Source organism: Pseudomonas sp. D5(2026) (genome assembly GCF_057766845.1).
Genome location: NZ_CM173421.1, coordinates 5,231,716 through 5,257,876 on the forward strand (window position 1 = coordinate 5,231,716; position 26,161 = coordinate 5,257,876).

18 protein-coding genes are annotated in these 26,161 nt (G+C 61.9%); 7 read left to right on the forward strand and 11 right to left on the reverse strand.

Going from position 1 to position 26,161, the window contains the following annotated elements:
• Nucleotides 1-40: 40 nt before the first annotated feature.
• Together AC3B5Q_RS24125 and AC3B5Q_RS24130 are read right to left on the reverse strand one after the other, a co-directional pair.
• Nucleotides 41-4,726 (reverse strand): dermonecrotic toxin domain-containing protein, encoded by a 4,686-nt coding sequence (locus AC3B5Q_RS24125; protein ID WP_488392764.1) that lies wholly within the window; start codon nt 4,724-4,726, stop codon nt 41-43.
• A 117-nt stretch (nt 4,727-4,843) separates the two neighbouring features.
• Nucleotides 4,844-6,790, reverse strand: coding sequence for a BCCT family transporter (locus tag AC3B5Q_RS24130; protein ID WP_232786958.1), 1,947 nt, complete (start codon nt 6,788-6,790; stop codon nt 4,844-4,846).
• Between the two features lie 532 nt (nt 6,791-7,322).
• Between AC3B5Q_RS24130 and betI the strand changes: the two genes are divergently transcribed.
• The 6 genes from betI to selO all read left to right on the forward strand — a co-directional run bounded on the left by betI (nt 7,323) and on the right by selO (nt 18,411).
• Nucleotides 7,323-7,979 (forward strand): transcriptional regulator BetI, encoded by a 657-nt coding sequence (gene betI / locus AC3B5Q_RS24135; RefSeq protein WP_084850219.1) that lies wholly within the window; start codon nt 7,323-7,325, stop codon nt 7,977-7,979.
• A gap of 39 nt (nt 7,980-8,018) precedes the next feature.
• Entirely contained in the window at nt 8,019-9,491 is a 1,473-nt protein-coding gene (betB, locus tag AC3B5Q_RS24140; protein ID WP_021783704.1) for a betaine-aldehyde dehydrogenase, read from the forward strand.
• A gap of 77 nt (nt 9,492-9,568) precedes the next feature.
• Nucleotides 9,569-11,266, forward strand: a complete 1,698-nt coding sequence (gene betA / locus AC3B5Q_RS24145; RefSeq protein WP_488392765.1) for a choline dehydrogenase — start codon at nt 9,569-9,571, stop codon at nt 11,264-11,266.
• A gap of 415 nt (nt 11,267-11,681) precedes the next feature.
• Nucleotides 11,682-13,424 (forward strand): potassium/proton antiporter, encoded by a 1,743-nt coding sequence (locus AC3B5Q_RS24150; RefSeq protein ID WP_021783701.1) that lies wholly within the window; start codon nt 11,682-11,684, stop codon nt 13,422-13,424.
• 35 nt (nt 13,425-13,459) lie between these two features.
• Nucleotides 13,460-16,768 carry a mechanosensitive channel MscK gene (gene mscK / locus AC3B5Q_RS24155; protein ID WP_021783700.1) on the forward strand — a complete coding sequence of 1,103 codons (3,309 nt, stop codon included), beginning with the start codon at nt 13,460-13,462 and terminating at the stop codon, nt 16,766-16,768.
• 182 nt (nt 16,769-16,950) lie between these two features.
• Nucleotides 16,951-18,411, forward strand: a complete 1,461-nt coding sequence (selO, locus tag AC3B5Q_RS24160) for a protein adenylyltransferase SelO (protein ID WP_021783699.1) — start codon at nt 16,951-16,953, stop codon at nt 18,409-18,411.
• Nucleotides 18,412-18,763: 352 nt separating this feature from the next.
• Here the strand turns inward: selO and AC3B5Q_RS24165 are convergent, their stop codons facing one another.
• Together AC3B5Q_RS24165 and AC3B5Q_RS24170 are read right to left on the reverse strand one after the other, a co-directional pair.
• Nucleotides 18,764-19,537, reverse strand: coding sequence for a ParA family protein (locus tag AC3B5Q_RS24165; RefSeq protein WP_021783698.1), 774 nt, complete (start codon nt 19,535-19,537; stop codon nt 18,764-18,766).
• Nucleotides 19,538-19,613: 76 nt separating this feature from the next.
• Nucleotides 19,614-20,513 carry a LysR family transcriptional regulator gene (locus AC3B5Q_RS24170; protein ID WP_021783697.1) on the reverse strand — a complete coding sequence of 300 codons (900 nt, stop codon included), beginning with the start codon at nt 20,511-20,513 and terminating at the stop codon, nt 19,614-19,616.
• Nucleotides 20,514-20,678: 165 nt separating this feature from the next.
• Between AC3B5Q_RS24170 and AC3B5Q_RS24175 the strand changes: the two genes are divergently transcribed.
• The gene (locus tag AC3B5Q_RS24175) at nt 20,679-21,866 is read left to right on the forward strand and encodes an MFS transporter (RefSeq protein WP_223271109.1); all 1,188 of its coding nucleotides are present in this window, start codon (nt 20,679-20,681) and stop codon (nt 21,864-21,866) included.
• A 20-nt stretch (nt 21,867-21,886) separates the two neighbouring features.
• On the opposite strand, the gene AC3B5Q_RS24180 is transcribed toward AC3B5Q_RS24175, so the two are convergent.
• From AC3B5Q_RS24180 to gspG, 7 genes are read right to left on the reverse strand one after another with little or no spacing between them, the layout of a single operon-like run.
• Nucleotides 21,887-22,357: a type II secretion system protein M gene (locus AC3B5Q_RS24180; RefSeq protein ID WP_021783695.1), complete on the reverse strand. Its 471-nt coding sequence runs from the start codon at nt 22,355-22,357 to the stop codon at nt 21,887-21,889.
• Nucleotides 22,354-23,466 carry a type II secretion system protein GspL gene (gene gspL / locus AC3B5Q_RS24185; RefSeq protein WP_021783694.1) on the reverse strand — a complete coding sequence of 371 codons (1,113 nt, stop codon included), beginning with the start codon at nt 23,464-23,466 and terminating at the stop codon, nt 22,354-22,356. The genes AC3B5Q_RS24180 and gspL overlap by 4 nt, the downstream gene beginning before the upstream one ends.
• Entirely contained in the window at nt 23,459-24,316 is an 858-nt protein-coding gene (locus AC3B5Q_RS24190; RefSeq protein ID WP_021783693.1) for a type II secretion system minor pseudopilin, read from the reverse strand. The genes gspL and AC3B5Q_RS24190 overlap by 8 nt, the downstream gene beginning before the upstream one ends.
• Nucleotides 24,313-24,906, reverse strand: a complete 594-nt coding sequence (gspJ, locus tag AC3B5Q_RS24195; RefSeq protein ID WP_021783692.1) for a type II secretion system minor pseudopilin GspJ — start codon at nt 24,904-24,906, stop codon at nt 24,313-24,315. Before gspJ ends, AC3B5Q_RS24190 begins: the two co-directional genes overlap by 4 nt.
• A complete protein-coding gene (gspI, locus tag AC3B5Q_RS24200; protein WP_021783691.1) occupies nt 24,893-25,276 on the reverse strand; it encodes a type II secretion system minor pseudopilin GspI in 384 nt (127 codons plus the stop codon). Before gspI ends, gspJ begins: the two co-directional genes overlap by 14 nt.
• Nucleotides 25,254-25,718: a type II secretion system minor pseudopilin GspH gene (gspH, locus tag AC3B5Q_RS24205; protein ID WP_021783690.1), complete on the reverse strand. Its 465-nt coding sequence runs from the start codon at nt 25,716-25,718 to the stop codon at nt 25,254-25,256. The genes gspI and gspH overlap by 23 nt, the downstream gene beginning before the upstream one ends.
• Nucleotides 25,715-26,161, reverse strand: coding sequence for a type II secretion system major pseudopilin GspG (gene gspG / locus AC3B5Q_RS24210; RefSeq protein ID WP_021783689.1), 447 nt, complete (start codon nt 26,159-26,161; stop codon nt 25,715-25,717). Before gspG ends, gspH begins: the two co-directional genes overlap by 4 nt.

A 26,161-nucleotide genomic window follows, 5' to 3' on the forward strand; every position in this document is an offset into this window, starting at 1 on the left:
TGCCGATCACGGGTTACCACTGGGCTGAAAGTGCAACTGTTCAGAGGTTGAACGGGATCACATCCTTGGCCTGCGCATAGGTCAGGTTACCTCGATAGATGCTCAGTACCTGCCCCTCGCTCGCGGCCATCATTTGTTCGCGATACCCCATCTTGCGCTGGCTCCACAGCTTCAGATGGCCTTTGCCAAACGCCGTGGGCGCCGCCTGCGAGTCGGCAAAGTGGAAATGCGCGGCCCACAAGGGTCTACCCTTGGCCTCGCCGGGAGCCCGCAACAGGCTGATCCGGTACTCGTCCAGATAGCCATCGGAGACCACCTGCCGAGGCCCGACATATTCCACGGCGAGCAACCCCTGCTGATGGAGAAAATTCAGCCCTCTGGAACCTGGGTAGCGCGTCTTGCTGTAAAGCGCTACCAAACAGTCGCGGCGGGCCTGGCGCAACTGAATCAACGCATCGTCCATGCCTGCCAGCAGCGCGTGCTCTGCGTCGGCATCGCTGAGCTGTTCCCGCAGCTCGGCCACTTCGTTGATCTGGCCGTCCAGCATCGACATCAGGCCCATGTCGTCAGCATCCTTGGCAACCAGGGCTCTGGCTTGAGCGATGACATTTTCGTTCTGTGCCAGCATGGCCTCGGCCAGTTCCCGGTTGTTCCTTTCGGAGTCCGGCGTAGAATTCCGCGACTGCGGTTCCGGTTCTCCCGCGGCTACCTCTTCAACCCAGGTGTTTCCCTGCTTCTGGAAGCGATGCAGCGCGCTCTTGTTGAAAGCCGCTACAACTTGCAGCACAGCCTGCCCGTCGACTACCGATTCGCTGCCAATGACTATCTGACCAGCCCGTGTGTGGGCCACCTGCAGGCTCTTTCGTGAATAGACCGCACGACGTGTGCCTCGGACCTGCCCGTCCGCCTGCTCGCGCATGGCCTCGACCAACGCCTCACCGGCTATGCTTTTCAGCTCCACCATCTGTTGCTTGTAGGCCTCAAGGCGCTGGACATCGATGAGCTTGCTACCGAGTGTCTTGATCCGTTCGGCGTTGAGAATCGCCGCGAGGTATTCGTCCCACGCACTTTGCAGCACCTCGATTCGTTCGGCGACAGGCAAATCACAGAACATCAGCAGATGATGCGTTTGTGCGGCCACCCGCAGACGCTGACTGGCGAGCGCATGGCGGAAGATCATGTAGTGCTGGGTAGGCGTGCCTTTATGCCACTGCAGGGCCAGCTCGACCAGGCCCATGGCCTGGAAAAACCGGATGTTGATCGTGGTCGTCTTGCGGCTGGCGATAATGCTCGAAACGGTCAGCGTGGTATTGACGTAAGGCACTTGCATGTCGATATCGGTGATGGCCAACAGGCGATCCAGCTGGCTGGAGACATTGATGATCCTGGGCTGCTCTTCAAGCAACTTCTCCAACATCGTCCGGAACCTGGCATACAACTCGGCCTGTTTCTCTGGCGGTGCCTCATTGAGCGCATTGGTGAGTTGGTCGTATTCCCTGAACCCACCCAAGGCCAGGAGCTCATCAATGAAGAACATGCCAAAGCTGATCAGGTTCTTGCGGACCTGGCCCAAGAGTATCCGTTGATCTCTCACGCTGCCGCCCTGCGTCGAAGCGCTCGCCTTGTCGAGCACGTAGATAATGTTGCGTTCAGCCTCGAGATACCCCTGGAATAGACTGTCGTTCAACGCCAGGCGCCGGGTGCGCAGCGCATTCGTCTGCTCGTGCAACTGCTGGAGTTTGCGCTTGAACAACTCGGTAGCCTGCTCGAATTGCGCACGTTCGCCCGGGTCGGTTGGTGGCGCCTTTTGCAACCGATCCTCGACTTTCTTTACCGGATCACGCAAACCGACAACCTGCTCGCTCAACGCGTTGAAATCCTTCGTGGCAGCCTCCGCGGCCAAGAGAAGCCGCTCTATCTCGGACTGAGCCTTGGCGATCGGTCCGCTAAGCTTCTTGCGCAGTCGCTCGCGGGCCAACTCGCCGGAGCGATCATTGCCACCGTGCAATCGCGAATTATTGAGGTGCCAGACATTGCCGTCGCGCATCAGGTATGGCCCAACCGTGCCGTCCGGACCGATGATGCGAAACGCTGCGTTATCAAGGCTGACTCGGTAGACATCACCGTCCAGAGACACATAGAAATCATCCCCAATCCGCACCAGGCCAGCAGCCACGCCCTGCGTCTGCGGTTCACGCCCCGCCAGCGAAACGCTGGTCGCCAACGCCCGCATTTGACCGCGCTGGGCACTCGACAGGCCGTTGAGCCCCCCAGCCCCACGCCAGGAAAAGTCGAGGTGGGTGTTAGCCATCGCCTGCAGCCTGTCGACCGAGGTACTGGGCTCCCGCGTTGCTGTGGAAAGGCTCGCCAACTCGGTCCCGTTGCCTGGAGGTGGCCCCTGGAGCAGCGATGGCGGCAGGTCGCCAGAGACGGGCGGCGCTGCCAGTTTCGGCGTCTGCAGGTGTATCAGTGCCAGCAAGGTGTTGTTCAGCACATCGACCATCGCCTGGATGCGCTCGTCGAAATGCGAACTGGCCAGGCCATGCACATCGTTGATCAAGCTGCGCATGCCGATGTAGAGCCAGGCAACCGAGGTGAGCGGCCCCGGTAACACCGGAAACACAACATTCAGCAGCTCCCAGGAAAATGCCGTGACCAGCCGCCAGCGCACCTCGCTGTTGCTCATGGCGCTGCGATCCGCCAGCTCCAGCAACATCCGGCCCTTGGCTTCGAACATCTGCCGATCCACGTCCTGCGCCCAGAACTGCAGCGCCAACTGAACAGGCTGCGGTTTCGCCGGGAGGGTGTAAGGGTCGAGCAGCCATTGGGGCAGGTGCGGCTCCCGGAAGCCGCCATTGTCGTAGACCGCGCGCTGAGCTTGCTCGATCCACAGCAGCACGCTGTCCTGCAACGCCCCCGGGCGGCTGATCGCATCCAACAGCGCCTGAGCGCTGTCGAACTGAATCAGCGCCTTGTCGGTGTACAGCGGGCAATACAACAGATGAGCCCCCAGCTCGATGAGTTCGATCACGTAGAAACCATGCGCCACGTCGACCCTCTCTGATGTCGGCGAGCGTTTGAACGCAAGCGGTGCAATCCGCACAGCCGCTGCACCTTCCTGGCCACTACGGCAGAATTCTGCCAGGGCGCCGTAGGCGAACTTGTCGAGCCGCTTGACTGCCCGCGCCCGCGCAGCATCGAACATCAGGGTGATACGCCAGCGTATGGCAAATGCCGAGATGTGTTCGGCCCGGCTCGCCGAGCGATCGAGCATCGACTGTACATGACGTGGATAACTGCCGCCGATGTCGACTCGCTGCACCAGCTCACGGACGTAATCAATAGTCATCCACTTCATGATCAGCTGGTTTTCCCGGTGCGCGATATGTGTCACCACCCCTCCTGCGGTGGCATCCAGGCGGCCGATCGCCAGTTGCGTCAAGGTCAGCTTCTTTTCACCGGTCTTCTGGCCGAAGCCCAGCCCGTGACCGTCACTGACAAAGGTCTCGACAGTGAGGATAAGGTCGTCAGGGAAGTAATTGGCGTCTACCGGGTGGTCATGCAGCATCTCCTCGCGCAGGCGCGTCGCCGCATAGGTGTGCAAGTCCGGCAGACCGTCCTGAATGCCCTGGGCTGGGCTGTGCTGTTGCAGTAGCGACAAGTCGAGCATGGCTTGCAGATAGGCGGTCTGGCTATCCGTATCGGCTCGCGACAGGCCCTTGGGAAGCGCCAGGCCCAACCCACCGGCGCCATAGTCACTGAACTCGGCAAAAAAGGACGCGGGGTCGCAGGCCACATGGCAGTAATGCTCCAGTTGGTCGACGCTGTCGATCGCGCTCCAGCGCAGGCGGGCAACGCGCTCGAGCAAGATTTCCAGCAACAAGGCGCTGTACAGGGCGAAAGCGTCGCCCTCCACAGTCAGGCCTTGCCAGCTCAACTCATCAAACCGGTAACGTCCAGCCATCTGCATTTGCAACGCCGTGACGAACGCGGCCTGGGGGTCGTAACTGCGGACCAGACCTTCGGGAGAACACCAGAGTGTCAGTTCGCGAACTTCACTGGAGGCGGTAATCAGCAAACCGGGCAACAGCTCATGGAAAGTGTCTTCGCCCTCACGTAACGCAACCCGCACCAGCTGCACATCGAGCCCGGTACGGTTACCCATCATCAGGTCACGCAGCAGCTTGCGTTGTTCGTCGTCCAGCGCTTCGTCTTTCAGGCCATCGAGCAGGTTGGCGCGCAACAACTGCTGCAACCACAGGTCGCGGTCGATCGTGGCGTCGCCGTTCCAATAGTCGATCTGCGCTCGCTGGAAGTGCCAAAGCAGCACCGGCAGCAACGCGTTGAGGCCATCGGTCAGGCGCGCGGGCTCGATCAAATCGCCCTCGGCAGTTTCAAGGCTCGACTCGATGGCGAAAAAGCGCCGGGGCGGGTTCAGGCTAAGGCGGTAGTCACCCGCTGGGGTGAGGTCCAGTGGTTTAGCCTCAAGCAGGGCCTGCAGCACCACATCCACCAGCGGCTGAGGGTGCCAGACACCATCCGGCTGCAGGGACATCAGGTACAGCGGTGCAGCCGAGGCCATTTCAGGGCGATGCACGCCAACCAGAGGATAGTGCTCCAGGATCACCTTCATGACCTGTTCGCCTACAACCTGGCGGAGCGTGGGACGGCTGGCGAACTGGGTGGCGACTGCGTGTTTGAGGTTGTGCGCGTGAGTGGCGGGCATGACCAGGACTCGTTATGGAATGAACCACAAAGCGTCCTGGAGATGTTATCGAACGAGGTGCTACATATTGCTGCTGGCAGGCCGCGGCACCTGGCAGTGCGGCGGCCTGCCGGGCATTCAGCTATAAACGCGGCCAAGCACCTGGCGATGGCTCTCGAACTGATCGAGCACATCACGCACGATCTGGTCTGGGACAAAGCCCATCAGGTCGTATTCCTGACTGCCGTCATGCAGGTAGACCTCGGCGCGGTAGAAGCGCTGGCGCAGTTCAGGCTCACCCTCGACCGGCGCCTCGCTCGGCGCGGCCATATAGCCATCAAGGCTCACTTCGTAGACGAACGGGTTGCCTTCTTCCATCATCACCCGCAAGCCCATCAGGTTGCGCGACTGGCCGACACGGGTTTCCACCTCGAAGCCCAACGTCTGCAGCTGCGCTGCGGCTTCTTTCAACGCCGGGCTGACCTGCTTGTCCATGAAGCGCTGCACCACGGCCTGGGTGGGCTGCAGTTCCAGCTGGGTCAGGCGCTCGCTAAAGCCGCGACGGCCACGGGCGGCCAGTTCAGCGCGCTCCTGCTCGATCACCACGTCCTGCTTCATGGCCTTGTACAGGCCGAACATGAACAGCACCAGCACCACCGAGAACGGCAGGCCCGCCAGCACGACCATGGTCTGCATGGCCTCGAAGTTACCGGCGAACAGCAGGCCGATGGTCACCAGAGTGATAACCACGGACCAGAACACCACCATCCAGTGCGGGGCGTCTTCGTCGACCTTGCCGCCTTTGCACGACAGGTTGGCCATCATCACCGCGCCGGAGTCGGCCGGGGTGAGGAACAGCACGAAACCGACGAACACTGCCACACCAATGACGATCTTGGCTGCCGGGAAGTATTCCAGCAGCTGGTAGATCGACATCGACGGCTGTTCCAGCGCAGTCTTGCCTAGCTCCACAGCGCCCTGGTTGATCACCAGGTCCAATGCGGTATTGCCGAAGATCGACAGCCAGGCCAGGGTGAAGCCCAGCGGAATCAGCAGCACGCCCATTACCAACTGGCGCACGGTACGACCCTTGGAGATACGCGCAATGAACATGCCGACGAACGGGCCCCAGGAGATCCACCAGGCCCAGTAGAACACGGTCCACAGGCCCAACCAGCGCTCGGACTTGCCGGCTTCGCCTTCATACACATACAGGTCGAAGGTTTTCAGCACGATGCCGTTGAGGTAGTCGCCGACGTTCTGCACGAGACCATTGAGCAGGTGCAGGGTTTCGCCGCCCAGCAATACGAAAATCAGCAGCCCGCTGAACAGCACGATGTTCAGGTTGGACAGGCGACGAATGCCGTTCTCCACACCCGAGACCGCAGCCACGGTGGCCACACCGGCCATGACCAGAATCACCACCAGCAGGTTGGTCTTGCTGTGGTCCATGCCGAACAGGTATTCCAGGCCCGAGGATACCTGCATCGAGCCGATACCCAGGTTGGTCACCAGGCCAAGCAGGGTGACGAACATGCCGAAGATGTCGACGGCATTGCCGGCAGCACCCTTGACCCAACGCTCGCCCACCAGCGGGTACAGCGCCGAGCGCAGTGCCAGCGGCTGGTTGTGGCGGTAAGCGAAGTAACCCACGGCCAGGCCGACCAGGGCATAGATCGCCCAGCCGTGCAGGCCCCAGTGCAGGAAGGTCAGCTGCAAGCCCTGGCGCGCGGCCTCAAGGCTGGCCGGTGTGCCTTCCGGTGGGTTGAAATAGTGGTCCAACGGCTCGGAGGCGCCGAAGTACAGCAGCGAAATACCGATACCGGACGAGAACAGCATGCCGGCCCAGGCGCCATAGCTGAAGTCCGGCTGGTCGTCCTTGCCACCCAGCTTGAGGCTGCCGTAGTCGGAGAAAGCCAGGTAGACGACGAACAGCAGGTATCCGCAAATGACCAGCATGTAGTACCAGCCGAAGGTGCGCGTCAGCCACTTCTGGGCCACGCCCAGCACCTGGCCGGCGGTTTCGGGTGCAGCGATCAGCAAGGCAGTCAGAACAAGGATCATCAGCGCAGAGGTGAAGAACACCACGCGGTTGACCCGTACCCTCTCGGCGGGGGGCTTGATAAGTGAGGCAGAACTCATTGCACGAATGCTCCGGGCAGTGCGGCTGTGGAGGCTAATCAGTCTTTCCCGAGCAATTGGTGGAATATCCCCACTGCATCAGGTGTTATAAATGAACCCTGGAAACCGTGATCCCGAATCGATACGTTGCCAAAAACAGACAGGTGGCCCGCTGAAAATGCCACGCCTCAACGCAGGTGCGCGCATTCGTCACAGGTCACCCCGCCCGCTCCAAGGGCCTGTCGCAGGACCAATGGCCGTACGGCAGAATCTGCATTTCGCATCGCTCACGCCCGTCAACGCCTTGTTTTCCGGGGGTTACACGATTTCCTGGGGTGTCAATCCGTGCCTTCTCGACCGCCTGAAAAACTGTCAATGGCACAAATTGTCGCAGAGCTTATTCTTTATTGATTGAACGTTCAATCAAAACAAAATAGACTGGCCTTCGCCGAGTCAGCCGCCTGTCGTCTGCTCGCAGGCCTGAGGAGATAGCAAGATGCCCAAGGTCGGTATGCAACCCATCCGGCGCCAGCAGTTGATCGAAGCCACATTGCAGGCAGTCGATCAGGTCGGACTGGGGGACGCCAGCATTGCGCTGATTGCCCGTTTGGCCGGTGTGTCGAACGGCATCATCAGTCACTACTTTCGGGACAAGAACGGCCTGATCGCAGCGACGATGGGTTACATCATGAGCATGCTCAACGAAGGCGTCAGAGCACGTCGCCAGGCCCTGAAAGACGACAGCCCGCGCGCTCACCTGAAAGTGATCATCGAGGGCAACTTCGATGCCAGCCAGGTAAACGGCCCGGCAATGAAAACCTGGTTGGCCTTCTGGGCTTCCAGCATGCACCAGCCCGATTTGCACAGGTTGCAGCGGATCAACGACCACCGCTTGTATTCCAACCTGTGCTGCCAGTTCCGCCGCGCCCTGCCGCTCTACCATGCGCGCAAGGCAGCCCGCGGCCTGGCAGCCCTGATCGACGGTTTGTGGCTGCGTGGCGCCCTGTCGGGTGATGCATTCGACACCGACCAGGCGGTACGGATTGCTTACGAATACATGGAACTACAACTGGCCAAGCAGCACACCCTGGGCACAAACGACCAGGCTGCTGACCATGCGCGCAGGGCCCTTGCCAACCCGGCAGGAGCATGACGCGCGAGCCAAACCACACACTGCACTTGCGAGGACACTATGGCCCGTTTCGGAACGCAAAAACTCTACATTGATGGCGCTTACGTCGACGCTGGCAGCGATGCCACTTTCGAAGCCATCAACCCGGCCACTGGCGAAGTCCTCGCCCACGTACAGCGTGCTACCGAGGCAGACGTCGAGAAGGCCGTTGAAAGCGCCGAGCGTGGCCAGAAGATCTGGGCCGCGATGACCGCCATGCAGCGTTCGCGCATCCTGCGCCGCGCCGTCGACATCCTGCGCGAGCGCAACGATGAGCTGGCCATGCTGGAAACCCTGGACACCGGCAAGTCGTACTCCGAAACCCGCTACGTCGACATCGTCACCGGCGCCGACGTGCTGGAATACTACGCAGGCCTGGTGCCGGCCATCGAGGGCGAGCAGATCCCGCTGCGTGAATCGTCCTTCGTCTACACCCGCCGCGAGCCGCTGGGCGTGACCGTGGGTATCGGTGCCTGGAACTACCCGATCCAGATCGCCCTGTGGAAATCTGCCCCGGCCCTGGCCGCTGGCAACGCGATGATCTTCAAACCGTCGGAAGTCACCTCGCTGACCACCCTGAAACTGGCTGAGATCTACACCGAAGCCGGCCTGCCAAACGGCGTGTTCAACGTTCTGACCGGTAGCGGCCGCGAAGTCGGCACCTGGCTGACCGAGCACCCGCGCATCGAAAAAGTGTCCTTCACCGGCGGCACCACCACCGGCAAGAAAGTCATGGCCAGCGCCTCCAGCTCTTCGCTGAAGGAAGTGACCATGGAGCTGGGCGGCAAGTCGCCACTGATCATCTGTGCCGACGCCGATCTGGACAAGGCTGCTGACATCGCCATGATGGCCAACTTCTACAGCTCGGGCCAGGTGTGCACCAATGGCACCCGTGTGTTCATCCCGGCTGAAATGAAGGCGGCCTTCGAAGCCAAGATCGCCGAGCGCGTTGCCCGCATCCGCGTTGGCAACCCGGAAGACGAAAACACCAACTTCGGCCCGCTGGTCAGCTTCCAGCACATGGAAAGCGTGCTGGGCTACATCGCCAAAGGCAAGGAAGAAGGTGCCCGCGTCCTGTGCGGCGGCGAGCGTCTGACTGCCGGTGACTTCGCCAAAGGTGCCTTCGTTGCCCCAACCGTGTTCACCGACTGCACCGACGACATGACCATCGTCAAGGAAGAGATCTTCGGCCCGGTGATGAGCATCCTCACCTACGAAACCGAAGAAGAAGTGATCCGCCGTGCCAACGACACCGACTACGGCCTGGCCGCTGGCGTCTGCACCAACGACATCACCCGCGCCCACCGCATCATCCACAAGCTCGAAGCCGGTATCTGCTGGATCAACGCCTGGGGTGAATCGCCGGCCGAAATGCCGGTAGGTGGCTACAAGCAGTCGGGCGTCGGCCGTGAAAACGGCGTCAGCTCGCTGGCTCAATACACTCGCATCAAGTCGGTCCAGGTCGAGCTGGGCGGCTACAACTCGGTTTTCTGAACCCTGTCTAGCCACGCCCTTGCCACCGCGCACGGGCGTACCCGCTCCCCGATCACCGCCAACACGAGGGTACTTTCATGTCCCAAGAATTCGATTACATCATCGTCGGTGCCGGCTCGGCCGGTAACACCCTGGCGACCCGCCTGACCGAAGACGCCGGCGTCACCGTATTGCTGCTGGAAGCCGGTGGCCCCGACTACCGCTTCGACTTCCGCACCCAGATGCCAGCCGCCCTGGCCTTCCCGCTGCAAGGCCGCCGCTACAACTGGGCCTACGAGACCGACCCGGAACCTTACATGGACGGCCGCCGTATGGAATGTGGCCGTGGCAAGGGCCTGGGTGGCTCGTCGCTGATCAACGGCATGTGCTACATCCGCGGCAACGCCATGGACTTCGACGGCTGGGCAGAACTGCCAGGCCTGGAAGACTGGACCTACCTCGACTGCCTGCCGTACTTCCGCAAAGCCGAAACCCGTGATATCGGACCTAACGACTACCACGGTGGTGACGGCCCGGTCAGTGTCGCCACGCCAAAGGCTGGCAACAACCCGCTGTTCCACGCCATGGTTGAAGCGGGTGTGCAAGCCGGTTACCCGCGTACCGAAGACCTCAACGGCTACCAACAGGAAGGCTTCGGCCCGATGGACCGTTCGGTGACCAAGAACGGCCGCCGCTCCAGCACCGCCCGTGGCTACCTGGACCAAGCCAAGAAACGCCCGAACCTGACCATCGTCACCCACGCCCTGACCGACCGCGTGCTGTTCGACGGCAAGCGCGCCGTAGGCGTAACCTACCTGGTCGGCGACAGCGAAGAACGCGTTGAAGCCCGCGCCCGCAAGGAAGTGATCGTCAGCTCTGGCGCCATCGCTTCGCCGCAGCTGCTGCAGCGCTCCGGCGTGGGCCCGCGCGCCCTGCTGGAAAGCCTCGACATCCCGGTTGTGCACGACCTTCCGGGCGTTGGTGAAAACCTTCAGGACCACCTGGAGCTGTACCTGCAGTACGCCTGCACCCAGCCGGTATCGCTGTACCCATCGCTGCTGTGGTGGAACCAGCCGGCCATCGGTGCCGAGTGGTTGTTCAATGGCACCGGCATCGGCGCCAGCAACCAGTTCGAGGCCGGTGGTTTCATTCGTACCCGCCCTGAGTTCAAGTGGCCGAACATCCAGTACCACTTCCTGCCGGTTGCGATTAACTACAACGGCTCCAATGGCGTGAAGGAACATGGCTTCCAGGCGCACATGGGTTCCATGCGCTCGCCTGCTCGCGGCCGCATCCAGGCCAAGTCGAAAGACCCACGCAAACACCCGAGCATCCTGTTCAACTACATGTCCACCGAGCAGGACTGGCAGGAATTCCGTGACGGCATCCGCCTGACCCGTGAAATCATGGCCCAGCCGGCCCTGGACCCGTACCGTGGCCGCGAAATCAGCCCGGGCGCCGACGTGCAAACCGACGAGCAGCTGGACAAGTTCATCCGCGAGCACGCCGAAACCGCCTTCCACCCATCCTGCTCGTGCAAGATGGGCACCGACGACATGGCCGTGGTCGATGGTGAAGGCCGCGTGCATGGCATGCAGGGCCTGCGCGTGGTCGATGCGTCGATCATGCCGCTGATCATCACCGGTAACCTCAATGCCACCACGATCATGATTGCCGAGAAGATTTCGGACAAGATCCGTGGTCGCAAGCCACTGCCGCGCAGCACCGCCAAGTACTACGTGGCAGGGGATGCACCAGTGAAAGGCAAGCCGATGCGTGAAGTGAAGCAGGGCTGAGACCTTGATCAGGGGCCGCACAGCGGCCCCTTTCACGTTTGCTCAGGCGGGCAGCGTGAGAAAGCATTCCTGCCACTGATCTGCCTGACCAGCCGCTCTCGCCCCGCTGTCGCGGTGGCCTGGTAGCGAAGCACATGGCCCGCCGCCTGGTGCGCCAACAAATAGTGCAAATCAGGAAATTTCCCGAGCAGGCACTGAGCCATCTAGGCGCGGTAAATGGTTTTCCTGCCATTCATGTTACTCGGCTGCCTGACAGTGGACGAACCATTGCAGCCACAAGCTGCAACGACGATGCGGTATCGCTTTACAGCCTGCGTCGGCCTCAGGTTAGAATCGATTGGCACGCGACCTGCTAGCTTTTGCTGAAAAATGCGCTACCAAGTCCCTCCCCCTCGCTGTCTCGGAGTACCTGCCTTTGGATGCAAGCACCATCAATAGCCTGTTCCTGATCGGCGCATTACTGGTGGGTGCAAGTATCCTGGTCAGCTCGCTGTCGTCGCGCCTGGGTATCCCTATTCTGGTCATCATCCTCGCCGTCGGCATGCTCGCCGGTGTCGATGGTGGCGGTATCATCTTCAACAATTACCCAACTGCTTACCTGGTGGGCAACCTGGCACTGGCCGTCATCCTGCTTGATGGTGGCCTGCGCACGCGGGTAGCAAGCTTTCGCGTAGCGCTTTGGCCGGCGCTGTCGCTGGCCACGGTCGGGGTAATGATCACCACCGCCCTCACCGGCCTGGTCGCCGCCTGGCTGTTCCAGCTCAGCCTGATCCAGGGCCTGCTGATCGGCGCCATCGTCGGCTCCACCGACGCCGCTGCAGTGTTCTCGCTGCTCGGCGGCAAAGGCCTGAACGAGCGGGTTTCTGCTACCCTCGAGATCGAGTCGGGCAGCAACGACCCAATGGCGGTGTTTCTCACGGTCACCTTGATCGACATGATCGCCAGCGGCGAGACCGGCCTGCATTGGAGCCTGCTGGGCCACGTGCTGCGTGAGTTCGGTATCGGCGCGCTGGTGGGCCTGGGCGGCGGCTGGCTGATGCTGCAACTGGTCAATCGCATCAATCTGGCCGGCGGCCTGTACCCCATTCTGGTAGTGGCCGGCGGCCTCGTGGTGTTTTCGCTGACCAACGCCCTGCATGGTAGCGGCTTCCTCGCCGTATACCTGTGCGGCCTGGTGCTGGGCAACAGGCCGATCCGTAGCCGCCATGGCATCCTGCATATGCTCGACGGCATGGCCTGGCTGGCCCAGATCGGCATGTTCCTGGTGCTGGGGTTGCTGGTCACGCCGCACGACCTGCTGCCCATCGCCCTGCCAGCACTGGGCCTGGCGCTGTGGATGATCCTGGTGGCACGGCCACTGTCGGTGGTTGCTGCCCTGCTGCCGTTCAAGGCTTTCCACGGCCGTGAAAAGGGCTTCATTTCGTGGGTCGGCCTGCGCGGTGCGGTACCGATCATTCTGGCGGTGTTCCCGCTGATGGCGGGCCTGCCAGACGCCCAACTGTTCTTCAACCTGGCCTTCTTCATCGTGCTGGTATCGCTGCTGGTGCAAGGCACCAGCCTGCCGTGGATGGCCAAGCTGTTGAAAGTGACGGTACCGCCAGACCCGGCGCCGATCTCCCGTTCCGCCCTTGAGGTGCACATCACCAGCGAGTGGGAAATGTTCGTCTACCGTCTGGGCGCAGAAAAATGGTGCATCGGTGCTGCCCTGCGCGAACTGAAAATGCCCGAAGGCACGCGGATTGCCGCGCTGTTCCGTGGCGAGCAACTGCTGCACCCGTCGGGCAGCACCGTGCTGGAGGTTGGCGACATGCTCTGCGTGATCGGCCACGAGCACAACCTGCCTGCCTTGGGCAAACTGTTCAGCCAGGCGCCGCAACGTGGCCTGGACCTGCGTTTCTTCGGTGACTTCGTGCTCGAAGGCGATGCCGAACTGGGTGCCGTGGCGGCGCTGTACGGCCTGAAACTCGATGGCCTCGACGCGAAAATGCCGCTGGCGCAGTTCATCCGACAGAAGGTCGGAGGCGCTCCAGTAGTAGGGGACCAGGTCGAATGGCATGGCACGATCTGGACCGTGGCAACCATGGACGGGAACAAGATCCAGAAAGTAGGCGTCAGATTCCCCGAAGGAACGCGACCCGGACCAGGATTGTTCCTCTAAACTTCGTTTCAGCCGGATCCACAAGTAGCCTGCCTATGTCCCTGCGCGTGTACCTTCGCACAGCCCTGCTCGGGTTGTGCCTGTCCCTTTCTTTTGCGGCTACTGCGGCAGAAGCCCCGACCACCGCCAGCATCCAGAACAGCCTCGACAAGATCGCCGAGCGCAAGCTGCCCGAGGCGGACCAGAAGGCGCTGCAGCAGGTGCTCGAACAAACGTTGAGCCTGCTTGCTGCCAAGGAAGATAGCGAGAAGAAGCTTGCTGCACTGAAGCAGCAGTTGAGCAGTGCCCCCAAAGAGACCAGTGACAGCCAGAAGGAGTTGGCCAGGCTCAAGGAAACCAAGGCACAACCGGTGGCCCAGCGCTACGCCAACCTCACCGTGCCACAGCTTGAACAGATGCTCAGCGAACGCAACACGCAGCAGGGCGAACTGCAAAAGGCGCTGTCTGAAGCCAACAGCCTGATCATCAACTCGCAAACTCGCCCCGAACGCGCCCAGGCCGAGATCAGTAGCAGCCAGACTCGCACCCAGCAGATCAACAACATCCTCAAAACCGGCAAGGACGGCGGCAAATCCATCAATGCCGACCAACGCAACCAGCTCAACGCCGAGCTGGCCTCGCTCAACGCGTTGACCCTGCTGCGCCGCCAGGAACTGGCCGGCAACAGCGTGCTGCAAGACCTCGGCAATGCGCGTCACGACTTGCTGGTCGAGCGTGCTGCGCGCCTGGAGCAGGAAATCCAGGACCTGCAGACGCTGATCAACGACAAACGCCTGGCCCAGTCCCAGGAAGCCGTCACCCAGCAGTCGATCGAGGCTCAGAAGGCCGGCGGCAGCAGCCTGCTGGCCACTGAAAGCGCGGTCAACCTCAAGCTTTCCGACTACCTGCTCAAGAGCACCGATCGCCTTAACGAATTGACCCAGCAGAACCTGCGCACCAAGCAGCAGCTCGACAGCCTGACCCAGGCCGACCAGGCGCTCGACGAGCAGATCAACGTGCTCAAGGGAAGCCTGCTGCTGTCGAAGATCCTCTATAAGCAGAAACAGACCTTGCCGCACCTGAAGGTCGACCGCGACCTGGCCGACCAGATCGCGGACACCCGCCTGTACCAGTTCGAAGTCAACCAGCAACGCGAGCAGATGAGCAGCCCGGTCACCTATGTCGACAAGCTGCTGGCGGCGCAACCCCAGGAAGATGTGACCCCGCAGCTGCGCAAAGCCCTGCTGGATGTAGCCATCACCCGCAGCGACCTGTTGGAGCGGCTGAACCGCGAGCTGTCGGCGCTGCTCAACGAATCGATCACCCTGCAACTCAACCAGAAGCAACTGCTGGGCACCGCGCAGAGCCTGCGTACCACCCTCGACGAGCAAATGTTCTGGATCCCCAGCAACAAGCCGCTGGACTGGGACTGGCTGCAATACGTGCCAGCGCGCCTGGCCGACCAGGTCGCCAACCTGCCGTGGGGCTCCAGCCTGAAAGAGCTGGCCGATGGCCTGAGCCAGCGCCCGTTGCTGTTCCTGCCGCTGCTACTGGTGATCGGCGCGCTGTTGTGGCGGCGCAAATACCTTTACCAACGGTTAGGCAAAGTGCACCAGGATATCGGCCACTTCCGCCGTGACAGCCAATGGCACACGCCCCAGGCAATTCTCATCAACATTCTGCTGGCGATGCCGGTCAGCCTTGGCCTGGCGCTGTGCAGCTACGCCCTGCAGATCGACGCCCGCGGGCAGAATGCCAACCTGGGTGCCGCACTCTGGCAGCTGGCCCAGGCCTGGCTGGTGTTCTACACCGCCTATCGTATCCTCGCACCCGGTGGCGTGGCGGAAGTCCACTTCCGCTGGCACAAACCGCAGGTCGAGTTCCTGCGCGGCTGGGTTCGCCGCCTGGGCACCGTGGTGCTGGCACTGGTCGGCGTCGTTGCGGTGGCCGAGCACCAGCCTTCGGCACTGGCAGACGACGTATTGGGCATCGGCGTGGTGCTGACCTGCTACGCGCTGATGGCCTGGCTGCTCAGCCGTCTGCTGCTCAGCAGCCCGGCACACCGTGACACCTCGCTGTTTCGCAGGGCCGTGGGCGTAGCATTCACCGCCCTGCCCGTCGCCCTGTTTGTCGCCGTGTGCTTCGGCTACTACTACACAGCACTGAAGCTCACCGACCGTCTGATCTATACCCTGTACCTGCTGCTGTTCTGGCTGGTGATCGAAGCCGCCTTCGTGCGCGGCCTGTCGGTAGCTGCACGACGCCTGGCCTACCAGCGTGCGTTGAGCAAGCGTGCGGCGGCCAAGGAAGGGCTGGATGGCGAAGTCATCACCGAAGAGCCAACGCTGGATATCGAACAGGTCAACCAGCAGTCGCTGCGCCTGATCCGCCTGGCCCTGCTCGGCGGCTTCATCGCCGGCCTGTACTGGGTATGGGCCGACCTGATTTCGGTGTTCGCCTACCTCAACAATTTCGTCCTCTACGAATACACCAGCGGCACCGGCGCCGCCGCCAGCATGGTACCGATCAGCCTCGGCGACCTGCTCGGCGCACTGGTGATCGTCGGCATCACCTTCGCCCTGGCCGGCAACTTGCCAGGCCTGCTGGAAGTACTGGTGCTGTCACGCCTGAACCTCGCCCAGGGCAGTGCCTACGCCACTACTACGTTGCTGTCGTACACCATCGTCGGTATCGGCATCGTCAGTACCCTGTCGACCCTGGGGGTGAGCTGGGACAAGCTGCAATGGCTGGTGGCCGCGCTGTCAGTAGGGCTGGGCTTCGGCATGCAGGAAATCTTCGCCAACTTCATCTCCGGCATCATGATCCTGTTCGAGCGCCCGGTACGGATTGGCGACACCATCACCATCGGCAACCTGTCGGGTACAGTAAGCAAGATCCGCATCCGTGCCACCACCATTACCGACTTCGACCGCAAGGACATCATCGTCCCCAACAAGACCTTCATCACTGGCCAACTGATCAACTGGTCGCTGACCGATACGGTCACCCGGGTGACGCTGAAGCTGGGCATCGACTATGGCTCAGACCTCGACCTGGTGCGCGACCTGCTGCTCAAGGGCGCGCATGAGAACCCCCGCGTGCTCAAGGATCCGGAACCGATCGTGTACTTCCTCAACTTCGGCGAAAGCTCGCTGGACCACGAACTGCGCATGCACGTGCGTGACCTGGGCGACCGCAACCCGACGCTGGACGAGATCAACCGGTACATCAACCGCGAGTTCAAAGCCCACAACATCAAGATCTCGGTGCGCCAGGTAGAGGTATTCTTGATGGACGCGAAGGGTAGCAAGCAGCAATTGATTCCGATGGAACAGCCGAAATCGGATGGCACTGCTTCGGCCTGAATGGGCTCGAATACTTTATTGTGTGCAAAATGGCTGCGAGGGCTTCGCCCTCGTTCGCGGGTGAACCCGCTCCTACACAGCGATAGCACTGCTTTCAGCTCTGCATATTCTTTGTAGGAGCGGGTTCACCCGCGAAGGGCCGCCAAGCGGCCCGATTGGCACCGAACCCAAGGAGCAGTCCCGTGAAAGCCCTCGACCAACTCACCTTCGACAACCGCTTCGCCCGCCTGGGCGATGCGTTCTCCACCCAGGTGCTGCCCGAGCCCATTGCAGACCCGCGCCTGGTGGTAGCGAGCGAGTCGGCCATGGCTTTGCTTGACCTCGACCCCGCCCAGGCCGAACTGCCGGTGTTCGCCGAGCTGTTCAGCGGCCACAAACTGTGGGAAGAGGCCGACCCTCGGGCGATGGTTTATTCCGGCCACCAGTTCGGCTCGTACAACCCACGACTGGGCGACGGCCGTGGCCTGCTGCTGGCCGAAGTGCTCAACGACGCTGGCGAACACTGGGACCTGCACCTCAAGGGCGCCGGCCAGACACCCTACTCCCGCATGGGTGACGGCCGCGCCGTGCTGCGCTCGTCGATTCGCGAGTTTCTCGCCTCCGAAGCCCTGCACGCCTTGGGCATCGCTACCAGCCGGGCACTTTGCGTAATCGGTTCCAGCACCCCGGTGTGGCGTGAAACCCGTGAAAGTGCGGCCATGCTGACGCGTCTGGCGCAGAGCCATGTGCGTTTCGGCCATTTCGAGTACTTCTACTACACCAAGCAGCCCGAGCAGCAGCGCGTGTTGATCGACCACGTGCTGGAACAGCACTATCCCGAATGCCGTGACGCCGAGCAGCCCTACCTGGCCATGTTCCGCACCATCGTCGAGCGCAATGCCGAACTGATCGCCCGCTGGCAAGCGTATGGCTTCTGCCACGGCGTGATGAACACCGACAACATGTCGATCCTGGGCATCACCTTCGACTTCGGCCCGTACGCGTTTCTGGACGACTTCGATGCCAACTTCATCTGCAACCACTCCGACGACCGTGGCCGCTACAGCTACGCCAACCAGGTGCCCATCGCCCACTGGAACCTCAGCGCGCTGGCCCAGGCACTGACCACCGTGATCGAAGTTGAGCCACTGAAGGAAGCGTTGGGCCTGTTCCTGCCGCTGTACCAGGCCCATTACCTGGACCTGATGCGCCGGCGCCTGGGGCTGACCACGGCCGAAGATGACGACATGGCGCTGGTCGAGCGCCTGCTGCAGTGTATGCAACGCGGTGGCGTGGACTACAGCCTGTTCTTCCGCAAATTGGGTGAGCAGCCGGTGGCCGAGGCACTGAAGGTAGTGCGCGATGACTTTATCGACCTGGCCGGTTTCGATGCCTGGGGCGCAGACTACCTGGCCCGTTGTGGGCGTGAACCCGGTAATGCCGAAGGCCGCCGTGAGCGGATGCATGCGGTGAATCCGCTGTACGTGCTGCGCAACTACCTGGCGCAGAACGCCATCGAAGCGGCCGAGGCGGGGGACTACAGTGAAGTTCGACGGCTGCACCAAGCACTGACCAGGCCTTTCGAGGAACAGCCCGGGATGCAAGCCTACGCCGAGCGACCGCCGGAGTGGGGCAAGCACCTGGAAATCAGTTGCTCTTCCTGAGTAACGCCTCTTCTACAAGGAATTAGGGAGTACGCGTGATTGGGTTGGGGTGGCCAAGCGTAGGCCTTGAGGGGGGGGGCGCCTGTGAGATCGAGCGCCGCCCGCGCGGCGCATCGCGAGCTGTGCTCGCTCCTACGTTTGTTTCGGGCCAATCAGTCCTGAGGGATTTGCGCGCGAACGTTATGGCGCACGACGCGATATCGTGTTGCGCGAACAAGGCGGTCGCGCGCGTCTGTCACAGGCATGACTGGCCCGAAACAAACGTAGGAGCGAGCACAGCTCGCGATGCGCCGCGCGGGCGGCGCTCGATCTCATAAGCGATGAAAATCCCCCGCCAACCGCTCCGGCCTATTCAACCGTTCTCTTCAAGCAGCGAATGCAACTCGACAAACTGCAGAGTCAGCTTGTGCCGCGGTTCCAGGTGAATCAGCGGCAGGCTGGCGTGGTGCGATTCGCGCATTTTCACCGAACTGCCCAAGTACACCGGCAGCACCGGCAACCCTTCGGCCAGCAGCTCGTCGAGCATCTGCTGTGGCAGGCTGGCACGTGACTGGAACTGGTTGACCACGATGCCTTCAACCATCAGGTCTTCGTTGTGGTCTTCCTTGAGGTCTTCAATCTCGGCCAACAGGCCATACAAGGCCTGTCGCGAGAAGCTGTCGCAGTCGAAGGGGATCAGCACGCGATCGGCAGCGATCAGCGCAGAAACCGCATAGAAGTTCAGCGCCGGCGGGGTATCGATGTAGATACGCTCGTAATCCTCGTCCAACTCGTCGAGCAACTTGCGCAGCTTGTTGATCTTGTGTTTTGCCTCCAGCTTTGGTTGCAGGTCGGCCAGCTCGGCAGTGGCGGTGACCACATGCAGGTTGTCGAACGGGGTTTCATAGATATCGACCTTGTTCTTCTTGCTGAACGGCCCACTGGAGAGGCTTTGCTTGAAGAAGTCGGCAATACCCATGGGGATGTCCTCGCCGGTCAGGCCGGTGAGGTATTGGGTCGAGTTCGCCTGGGCATCCAGGTCGATCAACAAGGTCCGGTAACCTTCATTGGCACTTACCGCCGCCAAGTTGCAGGCAATGCTCGACTTGCCCACGCCACCTTTCTGATTGAACACCACGCGCCGCATGATTGACCTCCGTGTATCAACGAATGCCCGAGTATGTGGCGGCTGTGGGGCAATGACCAGCGCCATTTGGCCGGCATCACGCCTGACCGACCACCTGCCCCGTCAACAACTCGGCGAATGCCTTGGCCATCACCGAATGACCGCGCTCGCGCTGCACCAGCCACACCGCCGTCATCGCCTCTTCATCGAGCAAGGTACGGTACACCACCCCTTCTATGCGCATGCGCTGGAACGACGCCGGCAGCACCGACACCCCTAGCCCCGCCGAGACCAGGCCGATGATGGTCATCGCTTCACCTGCCTCTTGTGCAAAATGGGGGCTGAAACCTGCATGCCGCGCCAGGCTCAGCAATTGTGCATGCAAGCCGCTGCCATAACTGCGCGGGAAGAACACGAAGGGCTCATGGGCCAACGCCGCCATGTAGACGCCTTGTTCGGTGCCCTCAGCCAGTGGATGCGAGGCATTGATCACTGCCACCAACGGTTCTCGGAACAACTCGGTGGCCACCAACCCCTCCGGCAGCGGCATCGGCCGCATCAACCCCACCTCGATGGACTCGTCGAATACCCCTTCGGCCACGTCACGGCTGCTCAATTCCTTGAGGTTCAGGTGCACCGCCGGAAAGCGCTGACGGAAGGCATGAATGGCCTTGGGGATTTTGGAGGTGAACGGGGCCGAGGAGGTGAAGCCGATTTTCATCTCACCCAGCTCGCCCAACTGCGCACGCCGGGCTACATCCGCAGCCTTCTCCACCTGCGCCAATACCTGGCGCGCTTCCTCGAGGAACAATCGACCGGCCTCGCTCAGTTCGACACGACGATTGGTCCGGTCGAACAACCGGGCCCCCAACTCCTGCTCAAGGGCCTGGATCTGCTGACTCAAGGGCGGCTGGGAAATACCCAGCTGCTGGGCGGCGCGGCCAAAGTGCAGCTCTTCGGCCACAGCAATGAAGTAACGCAGATGACGCAGTTCCATGATCCGCTCCAAACAAGTCGCCAAACATCTCAAATAGGTCGAACAATATATTGGACCTAATCGTTAGCCAGCTATATGCTTTTTTCATTGCGCCAGAGGTACCCGTCCGTGAAAACTGCAGTAGCCCCCCTCCTCCTTGAGCCAAAGCCTGCCATCCTGACCGAAATGTGGATCGAAAAAGGCACACCCGCCTTCATGAAAACCGTGCTGGCCTTGTTCAGCGGCGGTTTCGCCACCTTCGCCTTGCTGTACTGCGTACAGCCGATGATGCCTCTGCTATCCAGGGAGTTTGCCATCAACGCGGCGCAGAGCAGCCTGGTGCTGTCGGTGTCCACCGCCATGCTGGCGTTCGGCCTGCTGATCACCGGCCCCATTTCTGACCGCATCGGACGCAAGCCCGTGATGGTGTTCGCGCTGGTCTGCGCCGCCCTGTCCACCTTGGCCAGCGCAGTGATGCCCAGCTGGGAGCTGGTACTGGCCACCCGCGCCTTGGTCGGCCTGTCGCTGAGCGGCCTGGCGGCAGTGGCGATGACCTACCTGAGCGAAGAGATCCACCCGCAACACATTGGCCTGGCCATGGGCCTGTACATCGGCGGCAACGCGATTGGCGGCATGAGCGGGCGGCTCATCACTGGCGTACTGATCGACTTCGTCAGCTGGCACACGGCGATGCTGACCATTGGCGGCCTGGCCCTGGTGGCCGCACTGGTGTTCTGGAAGGTGCTGCCGGAGTCACGCAATTTCCGCGCACAGACGATGAACCCACGCAGCCTGCTGGACGGTTTTGTCGTGCACTTCAAGGACGCCGGCCTGCCCTGGCTGTTCCTTGAAGCCTTCCTGCTGATGGGCGCCTTCGTCACCCTGTTCAACTACATCGGCTACCGCCTGCTGGCCGAGCCCTATCACATGAACCAGGCGCTGGTCGGCTTGCTGTCGGTGGTTTACCTGTCGGGCATCTACAGTTCGGCACAGGTCGGCGCCTTGGCGGACAAGCTGGGCCGGCGCAAGGTATTCTGGGCCAGCATCGTGGTAATGGCGGTTGGCTTGCTGATGACACTGGCCAGTCCCCTGGTGATGGTGATCGTGGGCATGCTGGTGTTCACCTTCGGCTTCTTTGGTGCGCACTCGGTGGCCAGCAGCTGGATCGGCCGCCGGGCACTGAAGGCAAAGGGGCAGGCGTCGTCACTGTACCTGTTCTGCTACTACGCCGGCTCCAGCGTGGCCGGTACGGCGGGCGGGGTGTTCTGGCACCAGTGGGGCTGGAACGGGATAGGGCTGTTCATTGGCAGCTTGCTGGCGGTGGCATTGCTGGTGGCGTTGCACCTGAGCCGCCTGCCGGCCAAAGCAACCTGAACGCACAAGCAATACGGACTTCAGCCTTCAGCCAGCGCCATAGCCAACTGCACCTGCAACTGTTCATCCACAGCCTGCAACTGCAGGCGCTGAACCTGTCCACCGTCCCGTTCCAGGGCATGCAACCAACTCAGCACAGCAGCTGGCGGGCCTTGCAGGCTGACCTCCAGCTGCCCCTCCCTGGCCTCCAGGCCCGCAACATGCAGGCCGGCAAGCCGTGCACGCTCGCTCAAACTGGCAGGCGTGAGCGGCTCGGAAGTGCCAGCCGACTGAGGTTGGCGTTGGGTAACACGCTTCAACAGCGCAGCCAACGCTTGTTCTTGCACAAGGTGAGCCTCAGCATTACGCAAACGGATCTGGCTCGGTAACCAGGCCAGCTGCCAGACAATCAACAGGCCCACAGCCCAAAGTGCCAGCGTCAAAATCGTTCGCCTGGCAGCCGGTATCTGCTGCCACTGCTGCGCCAGCGCCTTTTTGTTCAAGCGTTTCATTCAGCCTCCAGCCAGGAGATGGTTGCCCGTACACCTTCGCCGACCTGCCGTGCGTGCCCCATCCTCACCCCTGGGGCACGCTGGCGAAGGCGTTCCAGATCATCGAAACCTTGGGCGACGACGTCGATGGTCCAACCCTCTGAGGTCTTGGCCTCGGCGTGCTCGATCGTAACGTTGCCAACACCCGCCAACGGGTCTGCAAGCATCGCCAACCGCTCGACAGCCGTCGGTGGTCCAGGCCGTTGCTCCAGAGCCTGGACCTGAGCGGCCAGGTCAGCGCCGGGCACCTGCCCGGGAGCCCAGCGCGCGAACATCTGCACGTTTTCGGCATGCTGCAGTAAAGCTTGCTGCTGCAGCCAGTCGGCACGCAGGTAACCAGCCAGACATACCAGCAGCAGCGCTGCCAGCATGCCACCGCCCAAGGCTTGCCAGGGCGGGCTGCTACGCTGTCGACGCATCGTGCCCTGGCGCAGGTCCACCGCAGTGCCGCCCCCGTCCACCAGCCTGCCAACAGCACTGGCGACATGCTTGTCGCTCAAAGCCTCGCCAGGCGAACCCGGCTCGGCCAGCCAGAGCCGGGGAGCCAAGCGGCGCGACAACACATGAGCCTGCCGTTCACTGACAGCCAGGCGCGTACCGTCCGCCCCACCCAACAGCCAGCGACCCTCGAACCATAGCGCGCAAGCCTCCTCAGTGCCCAACAGGTCGGCGTCTACATGCACCGCAACCGGGTCGATGCCCTGTGCCTGCAACATCGACATGAGGTGTCGATACTCCTCCAGCGCGACTGTCACAACTTGCCGGTAACCACCTGCGTCTGGGGGACCGAATGCCAAATGCAAGGTTTCCAGTGCCTCAGCAAGCTGCTCCTCGGCAGCGTAAGCCAGCGACTCGCGCGTCGGCCGCCTGCCCGGCACCGGGTCCAGCTTGCAGCATCCGGCCATCTCCATCGGCAACACCAGTACCACGGCAGCACCCGCCAACCAAGTAGGTAGCGCCCCGAGGGTGGTTCGGCATTGTTCGCCTTGCGCCGTGTACAGCAGCGCCGGCCACTGCAGCCCCGCGGCAGGCATGCCTTGGGCCAGTAAAAACAGGTAATGCCTACTCATCTGGCCTTTGCTCCGGTTGTGCAGAATATGAACGTCGCATGACGCGCACTTGGTGCGTGTCCAAATCGATTTCCAGGTCGCTGTAGAGGTACATCCGCCTGCCTGCCAGTTCTGCCTGAACCTCCAGGCGGTACCATCGGCTCGTCACGGATAAACCATGACTGTCGACGCCCAGGCCGTCCAACGAGGGGAGTGCCAGAAAACGTTGCACGGTGGGAATGCCATGCTCGGGGCGCTCGCCTACCAACTGCCGCGCAACAGACAGCTCCACACCTTCAAGGGCCGCCAGCAACCGTGCCGAAGCCGTATTGATGTTCAGCCCTGCTGTGCGCGGCAGGGCTGTCACCCAAGGCTGCAACCGCGCCACGGCTTGAGCATCCATGCCTGGTAGCGCACGCAGCTGGGAAGGGTCGAGCATGGGCTGCCCCAGCAGCGGATCGAGCGCTGGAGGTTCGATCTTCAATGACCGGCAAAGGCGTTTCCAGCGCTTGAGCAAGACTGGATTGGGTGTCCCGTTCACCGTCAGGGCAGCGAGGTTGAACCGGCCTGAAAGGTCTTCCAGGCGATAGCGGAGCTGGCCTTCACCAAGACTCAGCTGACGGCTGCGCGCCCAGGGCTGGCCGAGATGGGTCACCTGAAGCACAGTGGCAACCTGCTGCTTCAAATGCCCCAGCGCATGACGCTCCCCGGCCAGCGCCAGTTTCAGCAACTGCGATGCGTCAATCTGCTGGCCCACACTGCCCAGCATTCCCTGATGGCTGCGCAACATCCCGGCCACCAGGAACGACAACAGCGCCATGGCCAGTAGCACGGTAACCAGCGCCAGGCCACGCTGCTGCGCGCTTTTCACAGAGTGCCCCCGGCCAGCGGCAGCACGCGGCGTATCGCCTGCAATCGTTTGGTCGACAACATCACCTCAAGTGCCTGCGGTGGTTGCCGGGTGTGGGCCGATGGCCACTCGGGTTGCCAGCCCACACCGGCTGCATGCATGCGCCAACGCAACTCGACAACCCCCTCCAACAGGCGCTGAGGCTGGCCCTGGCCATTTTCCAGCCCGCGGCGTTGGCGCCACAGCACACCTTCCGCCAACCAATACTCCACGACTCTCAGATCGCTGCGTGGTAACGGCTGGCTGTCACGCTCCGCTCCCAGTACCCAGCTCACCCGATGCTTTTCCAGCGTCACGCCATGACCGCTGCCCTTTGCCTTGCCCGCATGCCAATAACCCTGCAAGGCATCTCGCTGCATTACGCTCATCGCCCGGCCAAGGGCTCGCAGTTCAGCGGCCTGGGGCTGACGTACCGTATCCGTCTGTAACACTGCTGCCACCAACTGGCTCGTCCCTTGAGCCAGCAGGGCAAATACGGCAATGGCCAGCAACAGCTCCAGCAGGGTGAAGCCCCGCTGGCGGCCCGCTGTTTTGCTTTCATGGCAGAGCATTGCCACCCTCCAGCCAGCCCGTGGCCTGGTGGAGCACTGTGCGATCTGCAGCCAGCCCTACAGTGATGGATACTTCGATCAATCCCACATCGACCAGGTGATGCATCGACTCCCGCACGAACCAGGTGCGCTGGCCAAAAACGACTGTCTCGGCGCGCTGCCCTGCAACGGGCAGTGGGTTAAGGCCAAGCTCGGTCAAACGGTTATCAGCGATCCAACTTGCGAACAACCGGTCATGGGCACCCTGCGTTTGCACCAACACGTGCTGGCTGGCGGCAGTCACGGCCGCAGCCAATACGGCAAAGATCGCCAACGCCACCAGCACTTCCAGCAACGTGAATCCGCGTTCAGAGGTGAAGGTGGGGGTCATTCAGGCCATCGCTCGATACATGGGCAAGCCGCACACCTGCCTCAAGGAAATACAACAGGAACGGGGTGTACTCATCGTTGCTGGCAAACGTGAGTTGTGCTGTTTCGCCGTGCCTCGAAAGCCCTGCCGGCAACCCGTCGATCTCCAGCCGCAGGCTCAGGCTCAAACTACGGCGCTGCCCCGTCGGCATCCAGGTTTGCCCCGTACGCAACATCAACTGGTAGCCGTCAGTGTCGATGCGAATACCCAGGGTCTGCCCCTCGAGCACTGCTCGCTGCCTGGCCTGTTGAACCACCTGCAGGAACAGCCCGGCCTCCTGGCGTGCGGTCCGTTGCGGATCGTGCCCGACCATCAAACCGCTCATGCCCATGACGATACCTGCCAGTACCAGTACCAACAGCAATTCAAGGAGGGTAAAACCCTGGGAGCGGCGCCGGATCATTCGTCCCAGTTACCGATGTCTGTATCCAAGCCTTCACCACCCGCTTGGCCATCGGCACCTAACGAGTACAGGTCATAGCCCTGGCCCGAGCGCACTCCGGGGCTTGCGTACCGGTAAGGCGCCCCCCAAGGGTCTGACGCAGCGCGCTTGAGGTAGCCCTGGGCGTTCCACTGACGCGGCAGAGGCGCCACGCTTGGGCGCCGAACCAGCGCTTCGAGGCCTTGAGCCGTGGTCGGATAACGCCCGTTATCCAGCCGGTAGATCTCCAGTGCAGTGGAAATGGACTGAATATCGGTGCGCGCCGCCGTGACCTTGGCATGGTCCGGGCGGCTCATGACATTGGGCAGCACCAATGCTCCGAGTACACCAAGGATGATGACTACGACCATGATTTCGATAAGGGTGAAGCCACGTTGCGAGTGACGTGCAGAGCCATTGAGCAT